Annotated in this window: 13 protein-coding genes; all 13 read right to left on the reverse strand. The window is 66.6% G+C overall.

The window, feature by feature from the left end:
• Positions 1-172 precede the first annotated feature (172 nt).
• Positions 173-2935 carry a 2-oxoglutarate dehydrogenase E1 component gene (locus tag IT361_03215; GenBank protein ID MCC6316678.1) on the reverse strand — a complete coding sequence of 921 codons (2763 nt, stop codon included), beginning with the start codon at positions 2933-2935 and terminating at the stop codon, positions 173-175.
• Positions 2936-3164: 229 nt separating this feature from the next.
• On the reverse strand, positions 3165-4301 hold the full coding sequence (locus IT361_03220; GenBank protein MCC6316679.1) for a class I SAM-dependent RNA methyltransferase: 1137 nt from the start codon (positions 4299-4301) through the stop codon (positions 3165-3167).
• A 66-nt stretch (positions 4302-4367) separates the two neighbouring features.
• Positions 4368-5630 carry a FecR domain-containing protein gene (locus tag IT361_03225; GenBank protein ID MCC6316680.1) on the reverse strand — a complete coding sequence of 421 codons (1263 nt, stop codon included), beginning with the start codon at positions 5628-5630 and terminating at the stop codon, positions 4368-4370.
• 154 nt (positions 5631-5784) lie between these two features.
• Entirely contained in the window at positions 5785-8223 is a 2439-nt protein-coding gene (locus IT361_03230) for an ABC transporter permease (protein MCC6316681.1), read from the reverse strand.
• 99 nt (positions 8224-8322) lie between these two features.
• Complete coding sequence (locus IT361_03235; GenBank protein MCC6316682.1) at positions 8323-9837, reverse strand: sodium/proline symporter; 1515 nt, start codon at positions 9835-9837, stop codon at positions 8323-8325.
• Positions 9834-10277, reverse strand: a complete 444-nt coding sequence (locus IT361_03240; protein MCC6316683.1) for a hypothetical protein — start codon at positions 10275-10277, stop codon at positions 9834-9836. The genes IT361_03235 and IT361_03240 overlap by 4 nt, the downstream gene beginning before the upstream one ends.
• Before the next feature lie 98 nt (positions 10278-10375).
• Positions 10376-10918, reverse strand: coding sequence for a sulfoxide reductase heme-binding subunit YedZ (locus tag IT361_03245; protein ID MCC6316684.1), 543 nt, complete (start codon positions 10916-10918; stop codon positions 10376-10378).
• 266 nt (positions 10919-11184) lie between these two features.
• Positions 11185-12132, reverse strand: a complete 948-nt coding sequence (gene msrP / locus IT361_03250; protein MCC6316685.1) for a protein-methionine-sulfoxide reductase catalytic subunit MsrP — start codon at positions 12130-12132, stop codon at positions 11185-11187.
• 263 nt (positions 12133-12395) lie between these two features.
• Positions 12396-14738 (reverse strand): DPP IV N-terminal domain-containing protein, encoded by a 2343-nt coding sequence (locus IT361_03255; GenBank protein MCC6316686.1) that lies wholly within the window; start codon positions 14736-14738, stop codon positions 12396-12398.
• Positions 14739-15007: 269 nt separating this feature from the next.
• Complete coding sequence (locus tag IT361_03260; protein ID MCC6316687.1) at positions 15008-17440, reverse strand: S9 family peptidase; 2433 nt, start codon at positions 17438-17440, stop codon at positions 15008-15010.
• Positions 17441-17513: 73 nt separating this feature from the next.
• Positions 17514-18179: a hypothetical protein gene (locus tag IT361_03265; GenBank protein MCC6316688.1), complete on the reverse strand. Its 666-nt coding sequence runs from the start codon at positions 18177-18179 to the stop codon at positions 17514-17516.
• Positions 18180-18310: 131 nt separating this feature from the next.
• The gene (locus tag IT361_03270; GenBank protein ID MCC6316689.1) at positions 18311-19645 is read right to left on the reverse strand and encodes a RagB/SusD family nutrient uptake outer membrane protein; all 1335 of its coding nucleotides are present in this window, start codon (positions 19643-19645) and stop codon (positions 18311-18313) included.
• Between the two features lie 69 nt (positions 19646-19714).
• Positions 19715-22663, reverse strand: a complete 2949-nt coding sequence (locus IT361_03275; protein MCC6316690.1) for a TonB-dependent receptor — start codon at positions 22661-22663, stop codon at positions 19715-19717.
• Positions 22664-22858: the final 195 nt, after the last annotated feature.

A 22858-nucleotide genomic window follows, 5' to 3' on the forward strand; every position in this document is an offset into this window, starting at 1 on the left:
CCGGCGTGCTCGATATGGTCGCCGTGACCACCAACGCGGCGGCAGCCGCGCAACTCCAAGGGATCAAACGCTCCAGGAACCGTGAGGCGCCTGGAGCGGTGAGGGAGCAAGGGATCGACATCTCTCGTCGCTGACGACGTGGTGGTGGTGCGCCCGAGTCCGGGCGCGGCGATCAGCGCATGGCCGGCGGGCGCCCGCGCGGCACGATCGGCGCCGCGTGCACGTCACCGACGATGCGCGCCTGTTCGACCTGGTGCGAGGACGCGTACCCTTCGGCGGGGCTCGCCCGTTCGGGGCGCCCGATGTAGCGGATGATCAGCGCGTTGCCCGCCGACGCCCGCAACCGCGGCGCGACGTAGCTCCAGGCGCCCATGTTCTTTGGCTCTTCCTGTGCCCACACGATCTCGGCGATGTTCGGGTACAGGTCGACGATGCGCGAGACCTCCTCGTGCGGCCACGGATACAGCTGCTCGACGCGCACCACCGCGAGGTGCCCCGGGTGATCCTTGCCCGTCAGGTCGTAGTAGATCTTGCCAGTGCAGAAGACGAGGCGCGTGACTTCATCCCGGTTGCGCACGAACGGATCGTCGAGCACGGGCATGAATCGACCCGCCGTGAGCTGCTCCAGCGTGCTGGTTGCAACCGGGAGGCGCAGCATGCTTTTGGGCTGCATGAGCACGAGCGGCCGCTTGACCGGGAGATGCGCCTGACGCCGCAGGATGTGGAAGTACTGCGCGGGCGACGTGGGGTAGGCGACGCGCAGGTTGCCTTCGGCGCAAAGCTGCAGGAAGCGTTCGAGGCGCGCCGAGGAATGCTCCGGCCCCTGCCCCTCGTAGCCGTGCGGCAGGAGCATGACGACTGACGAATCCTGGCTCCACTTCGCGCGGTCGGCGGCGATGAACTGGTCGATGATCGGCGCGGCCATGTTGGCAAAGTCGCCAAACTGCGCTTCCCAGAGCACCAGCGCGTCGCGCGCCTGCACGCTGTACCCGTACTCGAAGCCGAGGACGGCCAGTTCGGTGAGGGGCGAGTTGTGGACGTCGAACCGCGCCGAGACGTTCGGGAGGTGCTGGAGGGGCGTGTACTTGGCGCCGGTGTTCACATCGTTCAGTACGGCGTGACGGTGCGAAAACGTCCCGCGCTCGGCGTCCTGACCTGTGAGGCGCACGTTCACGCCTTCGGTGAGGAGCGAGGCAAACGCGAGGGCCTCGGCGTGCCCCCAGTCGATGCCACCGGCTTCGCCCATGGCCTCGCGACGACGCTCGAGCTGCTTGGCGAGCCGCGGGTGTGGCGTATGCGACGCCGGCCAGGCAAGGAGCTGCTCGTTGAGCGCGACCAGCGACTCGGCGCGCACCGCCGTCTCGATGGCCGGCATCGACGAAGGCGTGCCCTTGCGGACCTCGATCTCCAACTCGTCGTCGTCCGCGTGCACGTCGTGTTCACGGGACGATGTCAGCGCGTCGTCCATCTTCTTCTGGAACGCGGCGTCGATGGCGTCCACGCGTTCCTGCGGCATGATGCCGCCGTCGACCAGCGCCTTTCCCCAGATCTGGCGGAGCGTCGGGTGCTGGCGGATGGTGGCGTAGAGCTTTGGCTGCGTGTAGGTAGGCTCGTCGCCCTCGTTGTGCCCCCAGCGCCGATAGCCCACGAGATCGATCAGGAAATCCTTGCCGAACTTCTCGCGGTAAGCGATGCCGAGGCGGACGGCCGAGAGACACGCCTCAGCGTCATCGGCGTTGACATGCACGATCGGGACCTCGAAGCCCTTGGCGAGGTCGCTGGCATACCACGTCGAGCGCGCATCGGACGGGTTGGTGGTAAAGCCCACCTGGTTGTTCGCGATGATGTGCAGCGACCCACCGACCCGGTAGCCGGGCAGGCGCGACATGTTGAAGGTCTCGGCCACCACGCCTTCGCCGGGAAAGGCCGCGTCGCCGTGGATCACCACCGCGAGCACCGCGGCGTCGCCCGATGTCCCGGCCTCGATCGTCGCGCGCGCCACGCCGGTGAGTACGGGGTTCACGACTTCGAGGTGGCTCGGATTGGGCACGAGCGCCACGCGCACGTCGCGGCCGCTCGATGTGGCGCGCACGGTCTGGGCGCCGAGGTGGTACTTCACGTCGCCGGTCTCGCTGTCGGCGTGGTCGGCGTGCTTGCCGTCAAACTCGTTGAAGAGCTTCTCGTACGGCTTGTCGAGCATGTGCACGAGCACGTTCAGCCGGCCGCGGTGCGCCATGCCGATCACCACGTCCTGTGCCCCGCGCTTTGCCGCCTCGTCGATCGCCGTATCGAGCATGGGCACCATCGCGTCGGTGCCCTCGATCGAGAAGCGCTTGACGTTGGGGTACGCGCGTGCGATGAAACGCTCGAGTCCATCGACCTGCGTGAGCCGTTCGAGCAGCGCCACCTTCGACTCGGTCGAGAGCCCGGCGCTGTACGCGCCTCCCTCGATCGCCTCGCGGAACCACTCGCGCTCGTTGTCCTCTTCGAGGTGACCGACTTCGTAGCCCACACGGCCGGCGTAGATCGCCCTGAGCGTTCGCGCCACGTCTGCCGCGGTGCCGCTCGCGTGGCCGAGGGCGGTGGCCGGCACCTGGGCCAGGTCGGCTTCAGTGATGCCGTGGAACTCCGCGCTCAGCTCCGCCGCCCCGCTCGGCGCCGAGCCTAACGGGTCCACGTGCACGGCGAGGTGGCCGTAGTGGCGGATGGCATCGATAAGCGCCGCCGCGCCCGCTACCTTGCGCAACGTGGCGGCGTCCGTCGTTGCGCTCCCTACCACGGGTGCGGCGGCAACGGCACCACCACCCGACAGCGAAAGCGCGAACTGGAAGTACTGGCGCCACGACTCTTCAACAGACGAGGGATCGCGCCGGAACGCCTCGTAGAGCTCGGCAACGTGGGCGTCGTTATAGACGCCGATGATCGGGGTGCTCATGGGGTGCAAATCTAACCCGCAGCGCAGCTTGGGTCACGATGAGCGCGGGCCGCGGCACACACGCGGCGGTCGGTCGCCCGCACGGGACGCAGCACTGCCCGGCGCCCGTGGAACGGAGCGGTGGCGCGCGTCGGTATGGCGCCCGCACGCGCGCGGGTCCGCGGCGCACACCTTCGTCCCCGAGCGGGGCAGTCGCGTGGCGCCCGCACGGGCACGGGTCCGCGCCGACCTACGCGAACAGTGACACGCGAATGCCCCCGTTGACGGTGCGAAGGACAGGCCGGAGCCCGAGGCGCGCCTGCCCCACGAGCCTGGGGTCGGTGGCGAGAAGGGCGACGCGCCAACCGGCGAATAACCCTCGTGCATGTGCCCCGAACGCAGCATATAGGCTCCTCAGGGCCTCGGGGTCGCCGATCCTGGCCCCGTACGGGGGATTGCTGACCAGGAGCCCCGCTGCCCCGGACGGCGGCTCGCTGCGGGAAAGCGGGCGCCGATCGAACACGATGTCGTCAGCGACTCCCGCTCGCGCGGCGTTTGCGCGTGCAGCCTCGATGGCCCCGGCATCTCGGTCAGTGCCCACGATGGTCGGGAGACCCGTCGCGCGCACCGCGTCTCGTGCGCGTTCCTGCACCGTGCCCCACGCCTTCGAGGCGAACGACGGCCATCGTTCGAAGGCAAACGTCCGCTGCAGGCCCGGAGCCATGTGCCTGGCGATCATCGCGGCCTCGATCGGAATGGTGCCCGATCCGCAGCACGGGTCGACGAGGGGTGCTCCCCCGGTGTAGCCCGCCGCACGGAGTATCGCGGCCGCCAGCGTCTCGCGCAGGGGTGCCTTGGCCACGGCCTGGCGATATCCACGCCGGTGCAGCAGGGCACCCGAGCTGTCGATCGAGATGGTGCACTGGTCGCGCTCGAGTCGCACGATCACGAGCTGGGCGTCGCCCACGTCGTCGTCATCGTCGACCGCCTCGTCGCGCCTCACTTCACCGACGGAGTGCGCGATGGCCTCGCATGCACGCTCGGCGATACCCCCGGTGTGGAACAGCCGTGACTTACGCGACGATGCGCGCACCATCACTGGTCGTCCGGGCGCGATCCATCGCTCCCAATCGACGGCCCGCGCGCGCTTTTCGAGCTCCGAGAAGTGCGCAGCCCTGAACGACGCAGCACGCACGACGATGCGGCTTGCGATGCGTGACCCGATGTTGGCGCGGTAGAGCGCGGCGTGATCGGCGGCAAACGAAACGCCGGCGTCATCCACCTGGGTGACGTCGGCGCCGAGATCTCGGAGTTCCTCACCGACGAGCGCCGCCAGACCAGGCGCGGCAACGGCGAAAGCGCTGAAGGAGGTGCGGGGCGCGGGCACGCCGGATTCTACGTGACTCCGCACGGGCGGGAGGAGGGCCAGTGCGAACCCTCCTCCAGGTGCGACCTACTTCTTCTTGCCCTTCGCTGCCTTGGGGTCCGGCTCCTTCAGCACCATGGTCTGGCCTTCCCACCCGAACACGAGCCCGGATGCGGTCTCGATCGCCTTGATCGCGTCCGTGGTGGAACCGAGGGGGGCCGTCACGGAGATGACGCGGGTACCGGCTGTCGTGTCCTTGAGGTACAGCTCCGTGCCGTACCACTTCTTGATTTCGGCCAGCGTGTGCTTGAGCGACTTCTGGTCGATCGCGAACGTGCCGTCCACGTAGCCGAAAGCCTCAGCGAGCTGATTTGGGCCGGGCTCCGAGGTCTTGCCATCCGGCGTCACGACGAGCGCCTGGCCCGCGGTGAGCGTCTGTTCGCTCGGGTTGGGATCCTGCACTTCGACCTTCACCGTGCCAGCCTTTACGCGGATCACGACGGAAGGGTCGTCCTTGTAGTGGTGCACGGCAAAGGTCTCGGCGCCGGCCGAGGTGAGGAGCACGTTGCCAGAGAGCACCTGGAACGGGAGCGTGGCGTTCTGCGACGGCGTGAACTCCGCGACCCCTTCGAGGCCAACGCCACGGTGCGTCTCGTCGAACTTTTCGGGGATCGTCACGCGCGTGTCAGCGCCAAACATGGCCTTGGTGCCGTCGTCGAGCGTGACGTTGCCACGCTGGCCCGTGCCCGTTTTCACGTCCTTGACCGCAGCCGCGATCTGACGCTGGAGGCGACCCTTTTCGCCGGACTTCTGGAAGACGTAGAGAATGCCGCCGACGGTGCCGAGCAGCAGGACGAGGGCGCCGGCGCGGATGTACCACGGCGTGGTCTTCGTCATCTGCTTGATGTGCCCCGCCGACTGATGCGCCAGCCGATCCTTCATCTGGTTGGCCTGCGCGATGGCTTCGGCCGTGGGCCCCTGGATCGTGGCCAGCACCTTGCCCCAGACCTCGTCGGCCGACGGTGCCGCGGTCGTGGCCTTCTTGCCGCCGTCGTCACGCTTGCGGATGCCTGCAAGGCGACTGCGTTCGCGAACCGCAGCCTCGTGAAGGCCGCCTTCGACGGCAGAGGCAAAAGCGTCGGGCGTTGTGAACGCCGTACGATCAGCGAAGAGCCGCGGGAAGAAGCGCTCCACCACTCGCGCCGCGGCGGAGTCGTCGTCGAGCACTTCGCGCGCCTTGGCGAGCAGCGCGGGATACGCCGCGCGGAACAGGGACTCGAACGCGGAGAGGTCGCCGTTCTTGAGCTTGGAAAGAACGTCTGCGTTCAGACCGGGAATCGACAGGGCCATGGGACTGGAGCGCCTCGTGGCGGGCAGGAGAATGTGGAGGAAATCGCCCCCGTGTCCGCTTCGCGAACCGGGGGTCACCGCGTGCCAAGCATCGCGTGACGCCCCGTGTTTCGCTAGGGGGCGAATCCCCCCATTTCCCAGTGAGGCCGTGGCCCTATTCGCTCTTGATCGCCGTCACGGGGTCGACGCTTGCCGCCCGCCTCGCTGGCACCCAAATGGCCAGCGCTGCGACCGCCGTGAGGAGGAGCGGAACGCCGATGAACGTGAGCGGATCCACGGCGCTGGATCCGTATAGAATCCCCCGAAGCAACTGCGATGCGCCGAGCGCGGCCACGATGCCGATGCCGCCGCCGATCGCCACGAGCCAGAGTCCCTGCTTCATCACCAGACCGACGACTTCGCCACGAGGGGCGCCGATCGCCATGCGTATCCCGATCTCGCGCGTGCGCTGCGCCACCGAATACGACATCACGCCATAGATGCCGACGGAGGCGAGGATGAGACCGAGCACACCGAACACGGCCAGCGCGCCGCCAGCAAGCCGCGCGGGCAAGAGCGTCAGGCCCAGGTGTGAGTCCATGGTGCGCACGTTCGAGACCGGCAGGTTGGGATCGAGTGCGGCGACCTCCGAGCGCAGGGTGGCAACGACGAGCGATGGGTCATCGCGCGTGCGCAGTTCCAGCGTGAACGAGTTATCGGGATCCTGGAGGATCGGGAAGAACATGAACGCGCGAGGCGCCTCGCCGAGTGACTGGTATTTGCCCGTTGGAACGACGCCCACCACGACGCGGTCCTGCCCTCGAGTGCGGAAGGTCTTTCCCACGGCCTCCTGACCGGGCCAGAACCGTTCGACGAATCGCTGATTCACGACCACGACGCGTGGTGCTGTGCTGTCGTCCGCCGCGACAAACGGGCGGCCACTGGTGAGCCTGATCCCCATGGTGCGGAAGTAGTCCGTGGAGACCTTGTCCCAGCGGACGCTCATGTCTTCGTCCGCAGCGGGCGCATAGCCTGGAATGGTCACGCGACTGTCGCTGTTGTTGAGCCCGAGGGGCAGCGTGGCACTGAGGCTTGCACCCGTCACATTCGGCGACTGCGAAAGCCGATCGACGAGCTGCTGCTGGAACTGCCGTGCGCGCGCAGGCTCGTAGCCCTGCAGGCCGAGGTCGAAATCGGCGAGGAGCATGTTGCCGCCAGCGAAGCCTTTGTCGATGGTGGTCGCCGCCTGAAGGTTGCGCAGGAACAGCCCGGCTCCAACAAGGAGCACCAGGGACAGGGCCATCTGCGCGACGACCAGCGTCTTGCTCGCCCGCGAGCGCGAGTCGCCGGCAGGGGCTTCGCCCTTGAGCGTGGGGATCAGAGATGGTCGCGTGGCCTGCAGGGCCGGCGCGATGCCGAACAAGGCACCGGTCACCAGCGTGGCCAGGAGAGTGAAGCCGAGCACCGGCATGCTCAGCCTCAGGTCGGGCGTGAAATTGATGTCCATCGGCAGCTGAATCCTGTTGAGCAGCGACATCGAGAACGCCGCGATCGCGAGGCCAGCAGCCCCGGCCACGGCCGCAAAGACCAGGCTCTCGATGAGCAGCTGCCGGATGAGCGTGGCGCGTTGCGCGCCGAGGCTGAGGCGCACGGCCATCTCTCGCCAGCGATCGCGCGCACGCGCGAGGAACAAGTTCGCGACGTTGACGCAGGCGATCAGCAGCAGCATCACCACGACGCCCATGACGACCGCCGAGAGCCCAACCTGCGCCGTGCGCATGGTCGGGTGGATGCCGGCCTCCGACTGCGGGACGACGGTCCAGCCGGAGTTTCTGTATGTGTCGGGGTACTCGGCGATCAGCTGCTGCTGTATGGCGTTGAGCCGGTCGCGCACTTGTGCCGTGGTGACCCCGGGCCGCACGCGCGCAATGAGGTTCATGAAGTTGTTGCCGCGGAACTCGAGGGCGCCGCGGCGGTCGGGTGCCGCCTGGTCGATCTGCATGAGCGGCACCCACATCGCCGGTGCGACGACCGGAATCGGAGAGCGCAGGTCGGGCTGCGACACGCCCACGATCTCCCACTGCGTGCCGTTGAGGATGATGGTCTTGCCGACGATGGCGGGATCGCCGCCGAACATCGTCTGCCATGTGGCGTGCGAGAGCACCACCACGGGGTGGGCACCAGGGTTGCGGTCTTCGTCGGCGACGAACAAACGTCCCTTCTGTGCCGTGGCGCCCAGGACGCTGAAGTAGTTCGCCGAAACGATCTGCCCAAAGACGCGTTGCGAGGCCCCATTCGCCGAGACACTCAGCGGAGTGTAGCTCCAGGTGGCGAGGCCCTCGAACACATCGGTCGTGCGGCCGCGCAGGTCCATCCAGTTTGGCGGCGACGACGACCCATGCTCCATGCCGGGCCAGTGGCGGTAGATCTGCACCAGCTCGTCGGACGCGCGAACGGCCGGCATGGGTCGAAGGAGCAGCGCCTCGATGACCGAAAAGACGGCCGTGTTGAGCCCGATGCCCAGCGCGAGGGTGAGGACGGCGATCCCGGTGAAGGTCAGGTTCCTGGTCAGCAGCCGCCGGGCCGAACGGAGGTCGTGGAGCAGCGTGGACATGATGCGCGCGGAGTGGGCGTGGTTCCATCCCTACCGCCGTCGCGTGCTCCGGGTTTCGGTCCGCCGCTGGCGAGGCCGCAGTGGCGGTCTTTCGCCCCGCTAGACGTCCATCACGGCCTGTATGTCGGGGTCGATCTGTGACGGGGCATCGGCGCGCGTGACCCACGAGACCACCAGGAACACGCCAAGTGAGCTGACCAGCGCCAGCGCGGTCGCCGTCACGCCCGAGGGGAAGGTGAAGACCCTGAGGTACGCCAGGGTCTCGAGGACCAGCGTGACCGTCAGCCCCGTGGTGATCGACGCCAGCGCGCCCTGGCGCGTGGCCATCGGCCAGTTGAGTCCGATGGCGAGGGCCGGGACCAGCGTCGAGGCAAACAATCCCCAGCCGAAGATTCCGAGGAAGGCGACCAGCGTTCCCGACTGCACAGCGACGACCGTGGATACGAGGGTGATCGCGAGCGTGGCCAGCCGACCGGCGCGCAGGCCCTGGGCGGGGGAGCGACCGAGGCCGATCGGAATGTCGTGCGTGATGGCCGCCGCTCCCACACTCATGAAGGCATTCACCGTACTCATGATCGCGGCCGCCACGCCGGCGAGCACGACGCCGGCGAGCCAGACCGGGGCGAATCGCAGCAGGAACGCAGGCGTCGCGTCATCCGCGCGCGCGAGAGGAGCCATGTCGCCGCGCAGCACCAGCGCCTTCACCACGAGCCCGACGCCGATGAACAGCAGCAGCGTCACCGACATCGCGATGGTCATCACCACCGGATACCACTTGAGCCTTCGTGGGTCGCGTAGCATGTAGAACTTGTGGACGACGTGGGGCTGGCCCAGCGTGCCGATGCCGAACACAAAGAAGAGCGAAAGCGCGGCCAGTGGATTCGACTTCCCCCAGGGGCCGATCACACCAGCGTCGTGCGCCAGGAGGCTGGTCGAGATGCCGTCCATTCCGCCACCGACGCGAAGCACGAGCGCAAACACGAGGAGCGACGCGATGGCCATCACGCTCCCCTGAAACAGGTCGGTGTAGACGCCGGCGAGGATCCCGCCGCCCACGGAATACGCGAGCGTGACCAGCGCCCCGATCCAGATGCCGGGCACGAGGCCCGACCCGAAAACCGCGTCGATGACAAGCCCAAGGGCGAGCAGGTTGGTCGCCATGTAGCCCACGACGGCGATCACGATCGCCGTGCCGGCAAGCCCCTGCGCGGCGGGCGACCGATACCGCGCCCCGATCGCATCAGGGACCGTGAGCATCGGCCGCACCTCGGCGAGGAGCCGCAGGCGCTTGGCCAGCACCCAGGCCCCCTGCGCATTGGTGATCGAGAGGGGTAGCACCACATAGATCGCGGCCAGTCCGATCGTGTACACCAGCCCCGGGCCACCGATGAAGGCAAACCCGGAAAGCGTCGCCGACATGGCGGCGATCGTCATCGTGAGCATGCCGAGGCCCTGCCCCGCGACAAAGAAGTCCTCGGTGGTCCGCGTGCGGCGAGTGGCCCACCAGCCGATGACGATCGTTGCGGCGAAGAACGCCAGCATGGCCGCGATGACCGGCGGTTGGGCAAAGGTCGGCAGCGCCGCAGCCTGCACGGCAACGATCGGCCGGCTCATCGGGCGTCCGGCCGCCGCGCCGCGCGGACGCGGGCGATGTCCTCATCGGTGAGCGTCAGGCGATCGAACGTGAGCGCGTACACCATCGGCAGCAGCACCAGCGGCACGACGCCAACGAGGTACAGCACGGCGGCCGTCCGCACGGGAAATCCGAGCACGAGTCGCGCACCGGGCGCTTCGGCGGGCGTGAGTGCGAGTGCGAGCCCGAATCCCGTCACGATGGCCGCGGCGCTCACGACGAGCGACCAGGTGAGCAGCGCGCTGCGCCGCCCGGCCCGATATGCGCCCAGGGCAAGACAACCGACGCACAGCGAGGCCAGCCCGAAGATCATGCTCCAGGCGCCCCACATCGGACGCCCGGGAATGAAGGCGGACAGGTACGCGACGCTGATGAGCGCAGTGCCCAGGGCACAGAGGGAGAGACTGAGGGTACGGGACACGAGGGAGGTCGATTCGTGGCACCTGGTGACGTGGTCGTGCGACGCACGGTTGCGCCGTGCGCCGACCGCGACAGCTTAACGTCCTCGGTGACCGCGCGCTACGACGCCTGACGCCCGGCGCGCGGCCGGAGGAGCCACCACCGCACCCCGAACAGGGTCGCGAGGATCGCCGCGTAGAGCAACGGTTCGCGAACGTCGCGCTTGACCGCCATGTAGAAGTGGATCACGCCGAGCACCACGGAGACGTACACCAGCCGATGGATCGCCGTCCATCGGCGGTTGCCCAGCCACCGGATCGATGCCTTGGTCGACGTGAGCGCGAGCGGCACAAGGAGCAGCAACGCGGTCATGCCCAGGGTGATGTAGGTCCGATCGAGCACGTCCTCGACCAGGTTGCTCCACATCAGTTCGATGTCGAGACCGAAGTAGATGGTGAGGTGGATCGTGGCGTAGAAGAACGCCACGAGACCCAGGCTCCGCCGGTAAGCAACGAGCCAGCCGGCCTTCGCCAGGCGCACGAGCGGCGTGATCGCGAGGCTCGCCAGAAGGAAGCGGAGCGCCCACTTCCCCGTGAAATGTTCGCTCTCCTTGATCGGCTCCGAGCCCAGCAGGCGCGTGCCTTGGAACACGTCGGACCACATCGCCCACGCGACCCACGCGAACGGAATGAGCGCGAGGAGTATGATGACCGGGTGCAGCCAGCCTGGTGGCTTGAAGCTCCTGGGTCGGCGCGTCGCGGTGTCCGGCGGCACCGAGCCCCTGCGCTCGCTGGTGGGATGAGCCCTGGACGGCGCGACCGGTCCACGTTCGCCGGGCCGACGATCACTCGGCGGCGCGGTGTGAGCGCCAGGCGTGACCGGGGGCCGAGTGGTCGCGCGGTCGGCCGAGCGCGAGGTGGTCACGCTCCTCAGTAGTTCTTTCGGAGGTCGAGGCCCGAATACAGCGACGCCACCTGCTGGCCGTAGCCGTTGAACATGAGGGTCTCGCGGCGTCGGAGTTCACCGATCCGGCGCTCACGCGCCTGCGACCAGCGCGGGTGGTCCACGTCAGGATTCACGTTGGCGTAGAACCCGTACTCGTCAGGCGCTGCCACGCTCCACGCCGTGGTTGGCTGCTTGTCGGTGAAGCGCACCTTCACGATCGATTTGCACCCCTTGAAGCCGTACTTCCACGGAACGACGTGCCGGAGCGGTGCACCGTTCTGGTTGGGCAGCGTCTTGCCGTACACGCCGGTCACGAAGAACGCGAGCGGATTCAGCGCTTCGTCCAGCCGCAGGGCCTCTACGTACGGCCACTCGAGCACCGGGAAGCGCTGGCCGGGCATCTGCTTCGGGTCCATGAGCGTGGTGAGCTCGAGGTACTTCGCCGACGGGAGCGGCTCCACCCGCCGGACAAAATCCGCCATCGGGAAGCCCTGCCACGGGATCACCATCGACCATGCTTCGACGCAGCGATGGCGATAGATGCGGTCCTCGAGCTTCGACGGCTTGACGAAGTCCTCGAGGTTGTACGTGGCCGGCTTGGCCACCATGCCCTCGACCTTGATGCTCCAGGGCCTGGTCTTGAGGTTCTTCGCGTTCGGCCTGGGATCGTCCTTGCCGGTGCCAAACTCGTAGAAGTTGTTGTAGCTGGTCACGTCCTCTTCGGGCGTGAGTTCGCCCTTGAGCTCGGCGCCACCGATCGACGTTCCCTGGGTGCCCTGCGCGCCGACGCGGCGCGAGCCCGCGAGGGCCACGGCGAGCCCAGCGCCCAGGAGCCCCGCGTCCTTGAGGAAGGTACGCCGGTCCTCGTACACCCCTTCGGGAGTGATTTCAGACGACGGGATGGCGTGCTCCGGGGTGACGCGGATCAACATGGAACGCTCCGGGCTGTGGGTTCGGGACAGGGGGTGGAATCCCGACGTCGGTCGGGGAGTTCCCCACAGTCCCTCTGCATGATACTACGCGCGAAAGGCCGGGACAGATCGGTCGCCGTTGTTCCACCGCTGGTGATGACGCCGCAGCCGGCCACCGATGTGTATCGGCGGCCCGGGCCCCTTTTCCAACGCCGCTCCTCCAGCCGCCGTGAGTCTTGTCGGTGCACAGCCGATCCACCGAGCGGAGCACGCTTCCACAGGATCTACATGCCGCCACCCGCGGGTCGGATCTCGTATCCCGCCGGTGGCTCTACGCCCAGCAGGTGCCGGACGAAGTAGTCCCAGGTGCGTCGCACCCAGTACGGCTCGCTCGCAAACCCGTGGTTCCGGTTGGGCATCACCACAAGGTCGAAGTCCCGGTTGGCCTTGATCAGCTCATCGATGACGAGCTGCGTGGCAACAGGATGCACGTTGTCGTCGAGCGTGCCGTACGACAGCATGAGTTTGCCCTTGAGGTTCTTCGCGATGCGCCAGTTCGACTGGGAATCGAAGTTGTCGGTCGAGTCGCTGAGTCGAGTCCACCGACCCTGATACTTCTCGCCCCAGGTGTAGTCATAGCTCCGGTTGTCGTGATTGCCGGCGCTCGAGACGGCGACCTTGAAGAAGTCGGGGTACCGAAGGATTGCGTCGGTCGATGAGAAGCCACCGCCCGAGTGTCCGTAGATGCCCACGCGCGCGATATCGATCTGTCGGTGGCGTGCGGCGAGCTGCTTGATTGTCGCGATCTGGTCCGGGATGCCGTTGTCGGCCATGTTGCCGTAGTAGGCGTCGTGAAACGCCTTCGACCGTCCCGGCGTCCCCATCGCGTCCACCTGCACGACAAAGAACCCCAGCTCGGCGAGGGCATTGGCGTTGCCGTTGGCCGTGGCGCGAAACTGCCGGCCGCCTAACGACCCGACCTGGGGCCCCGGATAGATGTAGTCGACGATCGGGTACGTCTTCGTGGAGTCGAAGCCGGCCGGGAACCACAGCAGTCCGTAGAGGTCCGTGGTGTTGTCGCGCGCCTTGACCCTGAAGGGCCGTGGCGCCCGCCAACCCGCCGCCAGCAGGCGCGAGATGTCTGCCTTCTGCAGCTCTGCCACCCTGGTTCCGTCGGGTCGTCGGATCACCGACACCGGCGGGACGTCGGGGCGCGAATACGCGTCGACCACGAACTTCCCCGAGGGAGCGATGGTGACTTCGTGGTCCGCGTCTTCCGGCGTGAGCAGCTCGATGGCCGAGCCGTCGAGCTTCGCCCGATAGAGATGGCGGAAATAGGGATCGCGATCCTTCTCCCGCCCTCGCGCCGTGAAGTACACCCAACCCAATGTCTCATCGATCGCGAGCAGGTCGCTCACCATCCAGTCACCGCTCGTGATCCGGTTGATCACGGCTCCGGTCGCGGCGTCGACGCGGTACAGGTGCCCCCACCCATCGCGCTCCGACCACCACACGACCTGCTTTCCGCCAGCGATCGGCCGCCAGTTCGGGATGCCGCCGGAGTTCTGGTTGGTTTCGACGAAAGTCTTCGCGTTCTCCATGAGCACGCGCTGGCTCGACCCGGTCGACGCGTCCGCGCTGACCAGCTCCAACTGACGGAAGCTCCGTGCCCCAACGGTGAAGAACAGCCGGTCGCTCGATGGGCTCCATTTCACGTCCTTCCATACGGTATCCGCCGTGGAGAGCCAGCAGCACGTGGTGTTGGATGCTTCCATGGGCGTGCGATCCACCTTCGTGACGGCACGCGTCCCGACGTCGATGGTCAGCAACTCATAGCGCGGAACGACGCTGTCCGAAGGCAGCGCATATCGGTAGGAGTGAAGCACGGGTCCGGGATTCTTTGTCTCGAGCAGGTACATCTGTCGCACGCCACGCACGTCCCACTTGTGCGTGGCGATCTTCCGGCCGTCCGGCGACCACGACAGCGTGGGCGCCTGCTCTGTCCGGTTGCGCGCCGTGGTGACCGTGTTGGTGCCGCCAGTCGTGAACCCGTACCCGAACTCCGGCGTTCCATCGGTCGTGAGCGCAACTTCCTTTGCCGAGCCATCGGTCGGCCTGAGGTACAGGTTGCCGCCCCGCTCGAACACGATCAGTCGCCCATCCGGCGAGCGCGACTCACTCGGCTTGCTCACGGGCACCGTGTCCGGCCCGGCGCAGGCGTACGTGCTCACGCTGCACGTCCAGGTCTTCGCGCGACCGGTCGAGAATCGGATCGCGCTTTCATTCTGCACCCACACGAGATCCCGGAACGGCAACCTCGCCGGGTCGAACGCCGTGTCCGCCGCCTGCGAAAGCGACGCCGCGAGACGCGCGTGGTCAAACGCGGGGCGCCTGGTGCCCGTTGCCATGTCGACCACGAGGAACACGTACCCGTTCGGTCCGCGATTGCGATACCAGAATCGCTCACCCGCCATGAAGCGCGGCCGAACCGCGTCATCGATCACCAGCTCGCTCGCGTTCCAGTTGAGCAACTGCTCGGCGCGGGCATAGTCGGTTCTGGTGCCTTGCGCAGAACCGAGGAGAGGCGCGGCACCGAGAGCCGCGACCAGGAGGAATAGTCGACGCATCGAGAGAGAGTGGCTACAGGGGAAACCCGAGAAACACGACACCGCTTGTGAAACTGGCGAGTGCACGAGGCCGAACACGAAGGAAGCACGGGACACCGTCCCGTGCTTCCTTCACATCTCGTGGCGGCCATCAGTGCCCCATCGCGGCGGACGCCTTGGCGCGCTGCTACCCTGCGTCATGCTGCTGCACCGCGCCGAACCCGTCATCCGTCCGTCCGCACATCCGCCCACATGTCCATCCGTTCACGCCTCAACCGTCCATCGACTCGTTAGGGCTTGAACGGCTTCCAGTACGGGAATCCGGGCGGATCCCACGTGTCGTCGTCCGGGGCGGCCGGGCGACCCGGAGCGCCTTCGACCGGCTGGCGGATCTCATAGTTGTCCGGTGGCGTGGCGCCGAGCAGGTGCTCGACGAAGTAGTCCCAGCGGCGACGGATGAAATACGGCTCGTTGAGGCCGTGGTTGCGATTGGGCGCCCACACCATGTCGAACGACTTGTTCGCCTTGATCAGCTCGTCGATCACCTGAACCGTCATGGCGGGGTGCACGTTGTCGTCCATGTCGCCGTGCATGAGCATCAGCTTGCCCTTGAGGTTCTTCACCAGCGTCTTGTTCGCCGAGGTCTCGAAGTTGTCCGTTCGGCGGACAGTGTCCCGCTTCATGAGGCCCTGGTACTTCTCGGCCCAGTAGATGTTGTACGAGCGGTTGTCGTGGTTGCCCGCGCCGCTCACCGCGACCTTGAAGAAGTCCGGGTAGCGGAGGATCGCGTCGGTCGAGGCAAAGCCGCCACCGGAGTGTCCGAAGATCCCGACCTTGTCGGTGTCGATGAACGAGTAGCGTGCACCGAGCTGCTTGATCGCGGTGATGTGGTCGGGCAGGCCGTTGTCGCCGAAGAACCCGTAGTAGTTGTCATGGAACGCCTTCGAGCGCAGTGGCGTGCCGAGGTGGTCGAGCTGCATCACGACGAAGCCAAGCTCCGCGAGCGCCATGGGCTCTCCACCGTTGGTGAAGTTCCAGCCGCGCACGGAGCCGACCTGCGGACCCGGGTAGATGTGCGAGATGATCGGGTACTTCTTCGTCGAGTCCATGTTCGACGGCAGGTACAGGAGCCCATAGATGTCCGTGATGCCGTCGCGCGCCTTCACGCTGAACAGCTGCACCGGCTTCCAGCCGACCGCCTTGAGCCGTGAGATGTCCGCGTCCTCGAGCTTGCGTACGACCTTGCCGTCCGCCGAGCGCAGGACCGTCACCGGTGGCGTCTGCAGCGTGGAGTACGTGTCTACGAAGTACTTGCCGCTGGGGCTGAACGTGATGGTGTGGTGCGCGTCTTCGGTGGTGATCTGGGTGAGGCCGGCCCCGTCGTAACCCATCCGGTAGAGCTTGGGGTAGTACAGGAAGCCGTCGCGCCCTCGCGCGGTGAAGTAGATCTGCTTCGCGGTTTCGTCGACGTAGGAGATCTGCCCCACCTGGAAGGCGCCACTCGTGAGTTGTGCGCGCGGCTCGGGCGTCATCACCATGCCGCCGTCGCCATCGGTGGAGGCGATCGCGGTCACGCCGGCGCCATCAAAGCGATAGAGGTGGCCCCATCCGTCGCGCTCCGAGAACCAGAAGGCGTCCTTCTGGTCCTTCGTGGTGTAGAACGAGCCGGGATCCTGCGGGTTGGAGATCTCCACATACGTCTTGCCGGTGTCGCGCGCGATCACGCGCATGTCGCCGGTGGTGGCGTCAATGGCGGCGAGGTACGCGCTCTTCGAGCCGCGGGTGTACATCGAGATGTTGAGCGTCTTTCCTTCGTCGGCCCATGCCGAATCGCGCACCGAACCACCGATGGAGAGCTGGTTGGGCCTCGGGCTCACCTTGGCGAGCACGCTCTGCTTCGTTCCGACGTCCACGACGTAGAGGTACGGATACGGAACGGCGGAATCCCCCGGGAGGGCGTAGGGCTGCGAGTAGCTCTTCGTCCGCTGCCCTGTGTACTGCACGTAGTAGTGGTGCGCCACATAGCGCTCGTCCGCCCGTACGACGGCGATCTTCTTCGAGTCCGGCGACCAGCGGAGGTTCGGTCGCCGCTGGGCCACGCGGTTGAACTGGATCTCGCTCGGCCGCGGCATCGTGAGGCCGTAGGCGTAGTAGTCCACGCCGTCGGTGGTGAGCTGCGTGCTGTCCGTGCCGTTGCGGGGCCGCACCCAGAGATTGTTCTTCGAGATGAACGCCTCGGATCGGCGATCCGGGGACAGCACGAAGCGCTGCTTGTTCTGCAGCGTGTCGCCTGCCGTGCATCGGTAGGTGGTGATGTTGCAGACGAACCGCCGGCGGTTGGCGCTGAATTCGATTTCCGTCTCGTTCTGGCCGTCGTCGGTGAACTCGAATGTCTGGAAGGGCAGCTTCTGCGCCTCGAAGGCGGTGTCGCCGGCAAGCGTCATCGCCCGCGCAAGCCGCACGTGGTCGAACAACGGTGCGCGCGTCGCCGCCACCGGGTCCACCAGGATGAACTCCGCGCCGGTGTTCGTTTTGTTGCGGTACCAGAAGCGATTCCCGTCCTTGAGCCAGCCGGGACGCACCTCGTCGCCCGCCACCAGCGTGCGAGTGTTCCAGTCGAGCAGCTGCTCGGCACGGGAATAGGACACCTGCTGGGCCGGCAGGGCGGTCGCGGCGACGAACACGGCGCCAGCGGCCAGTACGCGAAGGGAGGCCTGAGTCATGGGAGCCACTCCGTGGGGGGATGCTGCACGCAACGCTACGGCTTCGAGGGATGAACTGTTGAGGGGCCCGCGCTCATGCGGTCACGCGCAACGCGGCCTGCATCTGCGGGCGGGTGTATCGGCAGAAGTACGGAAAGAGACCGGTCTGATTGGCGACCCAGATGTACGACTGCGTCTTCTGCAGGTCGCCGGAGTCATTCCATGGGCCGCCGGTGACCGAATGGATGTTGAGTCCCACGTTGTACCAGCACACGATGGTGCCGAGCTTCACGATCGTCTCGCCGTTTTCGGCGCCATCCGGCTGCAGCTGGTAGAAGCCGTCGCCGCAGTATATCTCGACCTGATTTGAGCCAAAGTTGCCGCGCACGATGCGCACGACGAGATCGGTCACCTTTCCGCCCTGCACCGCGAACTTCATCGGATGCTGGTACGGCTCGGGGATGATGGCCTGGCCGGTCGCGTTGAAGCGGACCTGGTAGTCGCCCGCCGGGAGGTTCTCGAAGGCGAAGCGACCGTTCGCATCGGGCGTGAGCCGCGGCCCCACGTGCTGGCCGTTCGGATACATGAGGATGAGCTGCCCGAAGTTTGCCTGTGCGACGCCCTGCAGGTCGATCACCTGCCCACGCACCGTCCCTGTTTTGCTCGGCGATGTGATCTGGCCATCGCCCCCGCCGCAGGCCGCGACCCACAGCGCCGCCACTCCGGAGCCCGCAGCGGTCACAAAGCCACGTCGTGACACGAGGGTGGGCGCGGAGAGTGACAGTGCAAGGTCAGACGGCACGCGAGACATGGGGCCGGGTCACCTGGGGCAGAAACCTGAGGGGCGAACCTTCTTGCGAAGGCCCGCCCCCCGGAAACCACAGTTGAGGTTCAGCTGATCTTGGGACAGGTGGCCTCACCCACCTTCATGCTCGTGTTGGCCAGAATCTCGTTGCGCGACAGCGGGAGCAGTGTGTTGCGGCCCGCGCCCAGTACGCTCGTGACGAGGTTGAACCGATGCAGGTCGAGCGCGCGCTGGCCTTCGGTAAACAGCACAGCCATGCGTTCGTTGAGCAACGCGTTCTGCGCCGCGGCGGCCGTGGTTGGCGCCACGATGTCCGCCAGACCATTCGCGCGACGGTCGATGTTCAGCTTCGCCGTCATGTTGGCGTAGTCGTTCTTGCGCATGTACACCTCGGCGGCGATCAGGTTCATCTCGCGCGACGAGATCATCGGCTGGTCGGCCGCACGATCCGCGTACTTGGTGATGCCGTAGTACGCAAATCGGTTGTTCACGCCCAACTCGCCCGACTTCCGGTTGACCGACATGCGGGGATCGGGCTTGGTATTGTCGTACCAATCGGCCAGGGCGCCGGTGGCATACGCCGTGGTCGTGAACGTGCCCAGCACGCGCGAATGGTACATGCGGCGCAGGCCCCCCGAGCGATTGCGGTTCTGGTGGAACTGGTTACCCGTGGTGCTCTGCTGGTTTCCTGCCGCCTCGGCGTAGATCGCGTTCTTGACGAATCCGGCCGGCACGGCCAGCGCGTCGGCGAGGGCCGCGTCGTAGTTCCCGGCAAACAGGTTCGCGCGCGCGCGGCTCGCCGTGATCGTGTTCACCCAGTTGGCCTTGTCGGCCGCCGCGGCGATGCTGTTCGCGGCGGTCAGTGCCGCGGTCAGCTTGGTGACTGCCTGCTTGAAGAACTCCGTGTTGGGCGCGCGCGGGCCGTTGGCCACGAGCGGACCTTCGCACCAACCCATACCGACCGTGAGGTCGGCAAAGGCGTCGGTCCAGAGCACCTGCGCCATCAACGGCGATGTTGCCGCGCCGGCGCCCAGGACTTCCGTAACGCGACGTGCCGCGTCCTGCGCCGCAAACCGCGCGCGAAGCAGCTGGTCCTGCGGACCGGAGAACGAACCGCCGGTCGCCTCGTCACCACGGAGGCGACCGTCGGAAATGTTCTCCCAGTCGATCCACGTCGATGTGGACTCCATCTCGTCGCCCAGGAGCGCGGCCACGGTGACGAAGTCGTCGTATGCCTGCTGGAGCGAGCCCTCGGCGCCGTCAGCCACGTTCTTGACGATGACGGGATTGTTCAGGTCGTCGTTGCCGAACGCCTGCGGGTCTTCCACGTCGAATATGCCGCTGCACGCCATGCTGAACCCCGCGAAGAGCGTCAGCACGCCACGCGCGACATACCCGTGTCTCGTGCGAAGAATGGTCATTGTATGTGTCAGTCGATGAAGGAGAGGTCGGTGGCGGGACGGGTGAGGCTCACCCGCCCCGCATTCGGCTTAGAACCTGGTGCGCACTTGCAGTCGGACCTGCCTCGGCGACGGCTGCGCGAGGAATCCGCTGGCCACCGTGAACGGATCGGCACCCGCCCAGTTCATGTTGGGATCGACGCAGTTGCAGTCGTCCCACCACATGAGGTTCTGGCCCGCGGCGGAGATCGTCGTGCGGCCAACCTTGAAGAAGGAGCTGAGGTTCGCCGGGACCTGCCACGTGAGGGAAACCTCGCGCAGGCGCACGTTGTCACGCTTGTCGAAGTGCGTGAGGATCGACGCCCACTGGAAGATCGAGTCCGAGCGGAAGGTGCGCTCGCCGTTGGGGCCGAGGGCGCTGAGGTACTCGTCGGAACCGCCCTGACGAATGCGGTACGGACGGTCGCCGTTGTTCATCCACGCGCCCTTCTCCATCGAGATGAGGCTGTAGAGCGAGAATGACTTGTAGCGAATCGTGTTGCCCCACGACCCGTTGAAGGTCGGGAGGGGCGAACCGAAGTACTCCTGCGTCGAGCCACGCGTGGTGGTCGGGCAGCCAAAGCTCTGCACCGGCGCCAGGCCACCGCAGTTCGCACCGCCCTGAACCACGGAGAAACCGGTCGGCTTCTGGCCCCAAACGCCGGACACAGGGTACCCGACCTGCACCGCCGTGCCCGCGAGCAGGACGCCGCCAAGCGAGAGCACCTTGTTCTTGTTCCCGTCCGCCTTGAAGTTCGTCGTCCAGTCGATCGACGGCGACGAATACACCGCGTAGTTGACGCTGGCTTCCCATCCCTTGTTCTGGATGGCACCGATGTTCACGCGCTGCGCCTGGGAGAAGCCGGCCGAGCCCGGGAACGCCTTGGGGACGATCGCGTCTTCGGTCTCCGCGCGATAAATGGAGGCCTCGACGCCCACGCGATCCCCGAAGATGCCCGCCTCGAACCCGTATTCCGTCTCGGTGGTCACTTCAGGCTGCAGGTTCTTGTTGCCGGGGTTGAGCGGAACGATGCCCGGCACGTTCTCGTACACTGGCTGCGAGCCGTAGCTCGTGAACGAATCGAACGGTCCCGGCATCTTGCCCGAGCGGCCCCACGAGGCGCGGAGGCGGAAGTTGGAGATTGCCGCCGGCAGGAACCCGTGCTTGGAGATGTCGTAGGAGAAGTTTGCGTTGGGGTACTTCTGGAATCCGTAATCGTCACCGAACGCCGAGTTGCCGTCCATGCGCAGGCCGGCGGTGACGAAGAGGCGGTCGTTCCAGGAGAAGCGGTTCTGCGCGAGCACGCCGAGGTTGATGGTCTCGGTGTACGCCTCGCCACCCGTGGTGACTGCGCCACCGGCCACCGTCGAGATGCCCGGGCCGGCGAACGTGTTGCCGACCGCGATGTTCAGGCGCTGGTTCTCCCAGAAGCCCTGCGTGCCGAACGAGAGGTTGTTCTCGATGCCACCCGGCAGGTTGAAGTTCAGCTGGCCGAGGTAGTCGATGGTGGTCGTGCGATAGGTACGGACGCCGAGGTTGCGCTGGCCGAAGGTCACGCCGGCCGGGCCGTACGCGCCCTCATACGGGAAGAAGCGCGACTTCTGGTCGTTGACCGCGTCGGTGCCCGCCGTGAGCCGGTGCGTGAAGTTCGGCGTCAGCGTGTACGAGAGCGTGATGCCACCCGTCCAGCGGTCCGCATCGCTCTTGGTGTTCATTCGTTCGATGTCGGCCACCGGAATCCACGCCTCACCGTACGGGCGCTGCGCCGTCGCAGTGCGCGGGTTGCCGTTGATCGCGTTGCCAAGGAGCGCCGTCCAGTTGTTTCCGGCCTGCAGCTCGTTGATCACGTTGCGCGCGTACGCCGAGCGCACTTCCACCGTGATCTTGTCCGTCGGGACGAAGTTCACGTTCGCGCGCAGGCTGCCCTTGGTCTGGTCGTTCGGCTGAATCGAGCCGTATTCGCGGGAGCCCAGCGCGGAGACGAAATACGTCGAGCGCTGCGTGCCGCCCTGTCCGCTCAGGTCGATCTGGTTGAACGACCCGTTCTTGATCAGGTCATTGGCGTCCTTCGCGCGGAAGCCGGTGGGGCCGGTGAAGCGCGGGAACGTCTTGGTGGGCAGGTTCTCGCGCAGCCGGTTCATGCCGGTGCCGAGGCCGAGGTTCCACTGCGTCCGGCCTTCACCACGGCCCTTCTTGGTGAAGATCTGGATCACGCCGTTGGTCGCTTCTGAGCCGTAGAGCGTGGCCGCCGACGCGCCCTTGAGGATCTCGACGCGTTCGATGTCGTTCGGGTTCAGATCGCTCAGGCGATCGGTCGACGTTCCACCCGAGAACGAGCAGCACGCGGTCGACGCCATGCCCGTGGCCGTGGTCCACTCCGTGGCCCGCGAGTCGGCGCGCACACCGTCGATGTAGATCACCGGACGCTGGTTGAGCGATACCGACGAGATGCCGCGGATCCGCAGATCCTGCGCGCCACCAACGCCACCGCCGACGCCCGTCGAGCGAACACCCGCCACCTTGCTCGATAGCACCTGGGTGAAGTTCGTGACCGGCATGATCTCCTGCTGCGCGGCCACGTCCATCGACCCGATCGACGCACCGACCTTGCGCTTCTCCACCGCACCACCCGTTCCCGTCACGACCACCTGCTGCAGCTCAACGGCGCTCTGGGCAATCTGGAAGCTCAGGCTCGCCGTATCGTTCGCGGCGATCGTCGTCTGACCCGTCTCCGGCCGATACCCGATGCGCGTGACGCGCACCGTGTGTGCGCCGACCGGGATGTTGCGGATGAAGTACCGACCCGCATCGTCGGTGTTCGCGGCCGCGTTCTGCAGTCCGACGATCTGGATGCGCGCCGACGACACCGGCAGGCCGGACGCGCGATCCGTCACGGCTCCGCTCAGTCCGCCGGTCTGTGCTGCTGCGGTTCCGGCACCGAGGACCATCAGGCCCGTCAGTGCCAGCCTCCAGTGAAATGACAATCCATTCGCTCTCATGCGCCCTCCTGGGGGGTGACCCACGTACGAAACACTCTCTGATCGCTGGACCGCGACGCCGCGTCATTGCACGGCAAATTGTATCCAGTGGGGAACGGTGCGAACGCGTCGCGGCAGGCGAAGACGTCCGACGCTAGGCACGGTGCAGAAAACTGTCAAGCACGCTGCATGAATTCTCACCATCGCGACGCGCGT

The sequence above is a fragment of the Gemmatimonadaceae bacterium genome (assembly GCA_020846935.1).
GTDB lineage: Bacteria > Gemmatimonadota > Gemmatimonadetes > Gemmatimonadales > Gemmatimonadaceae > RBC101.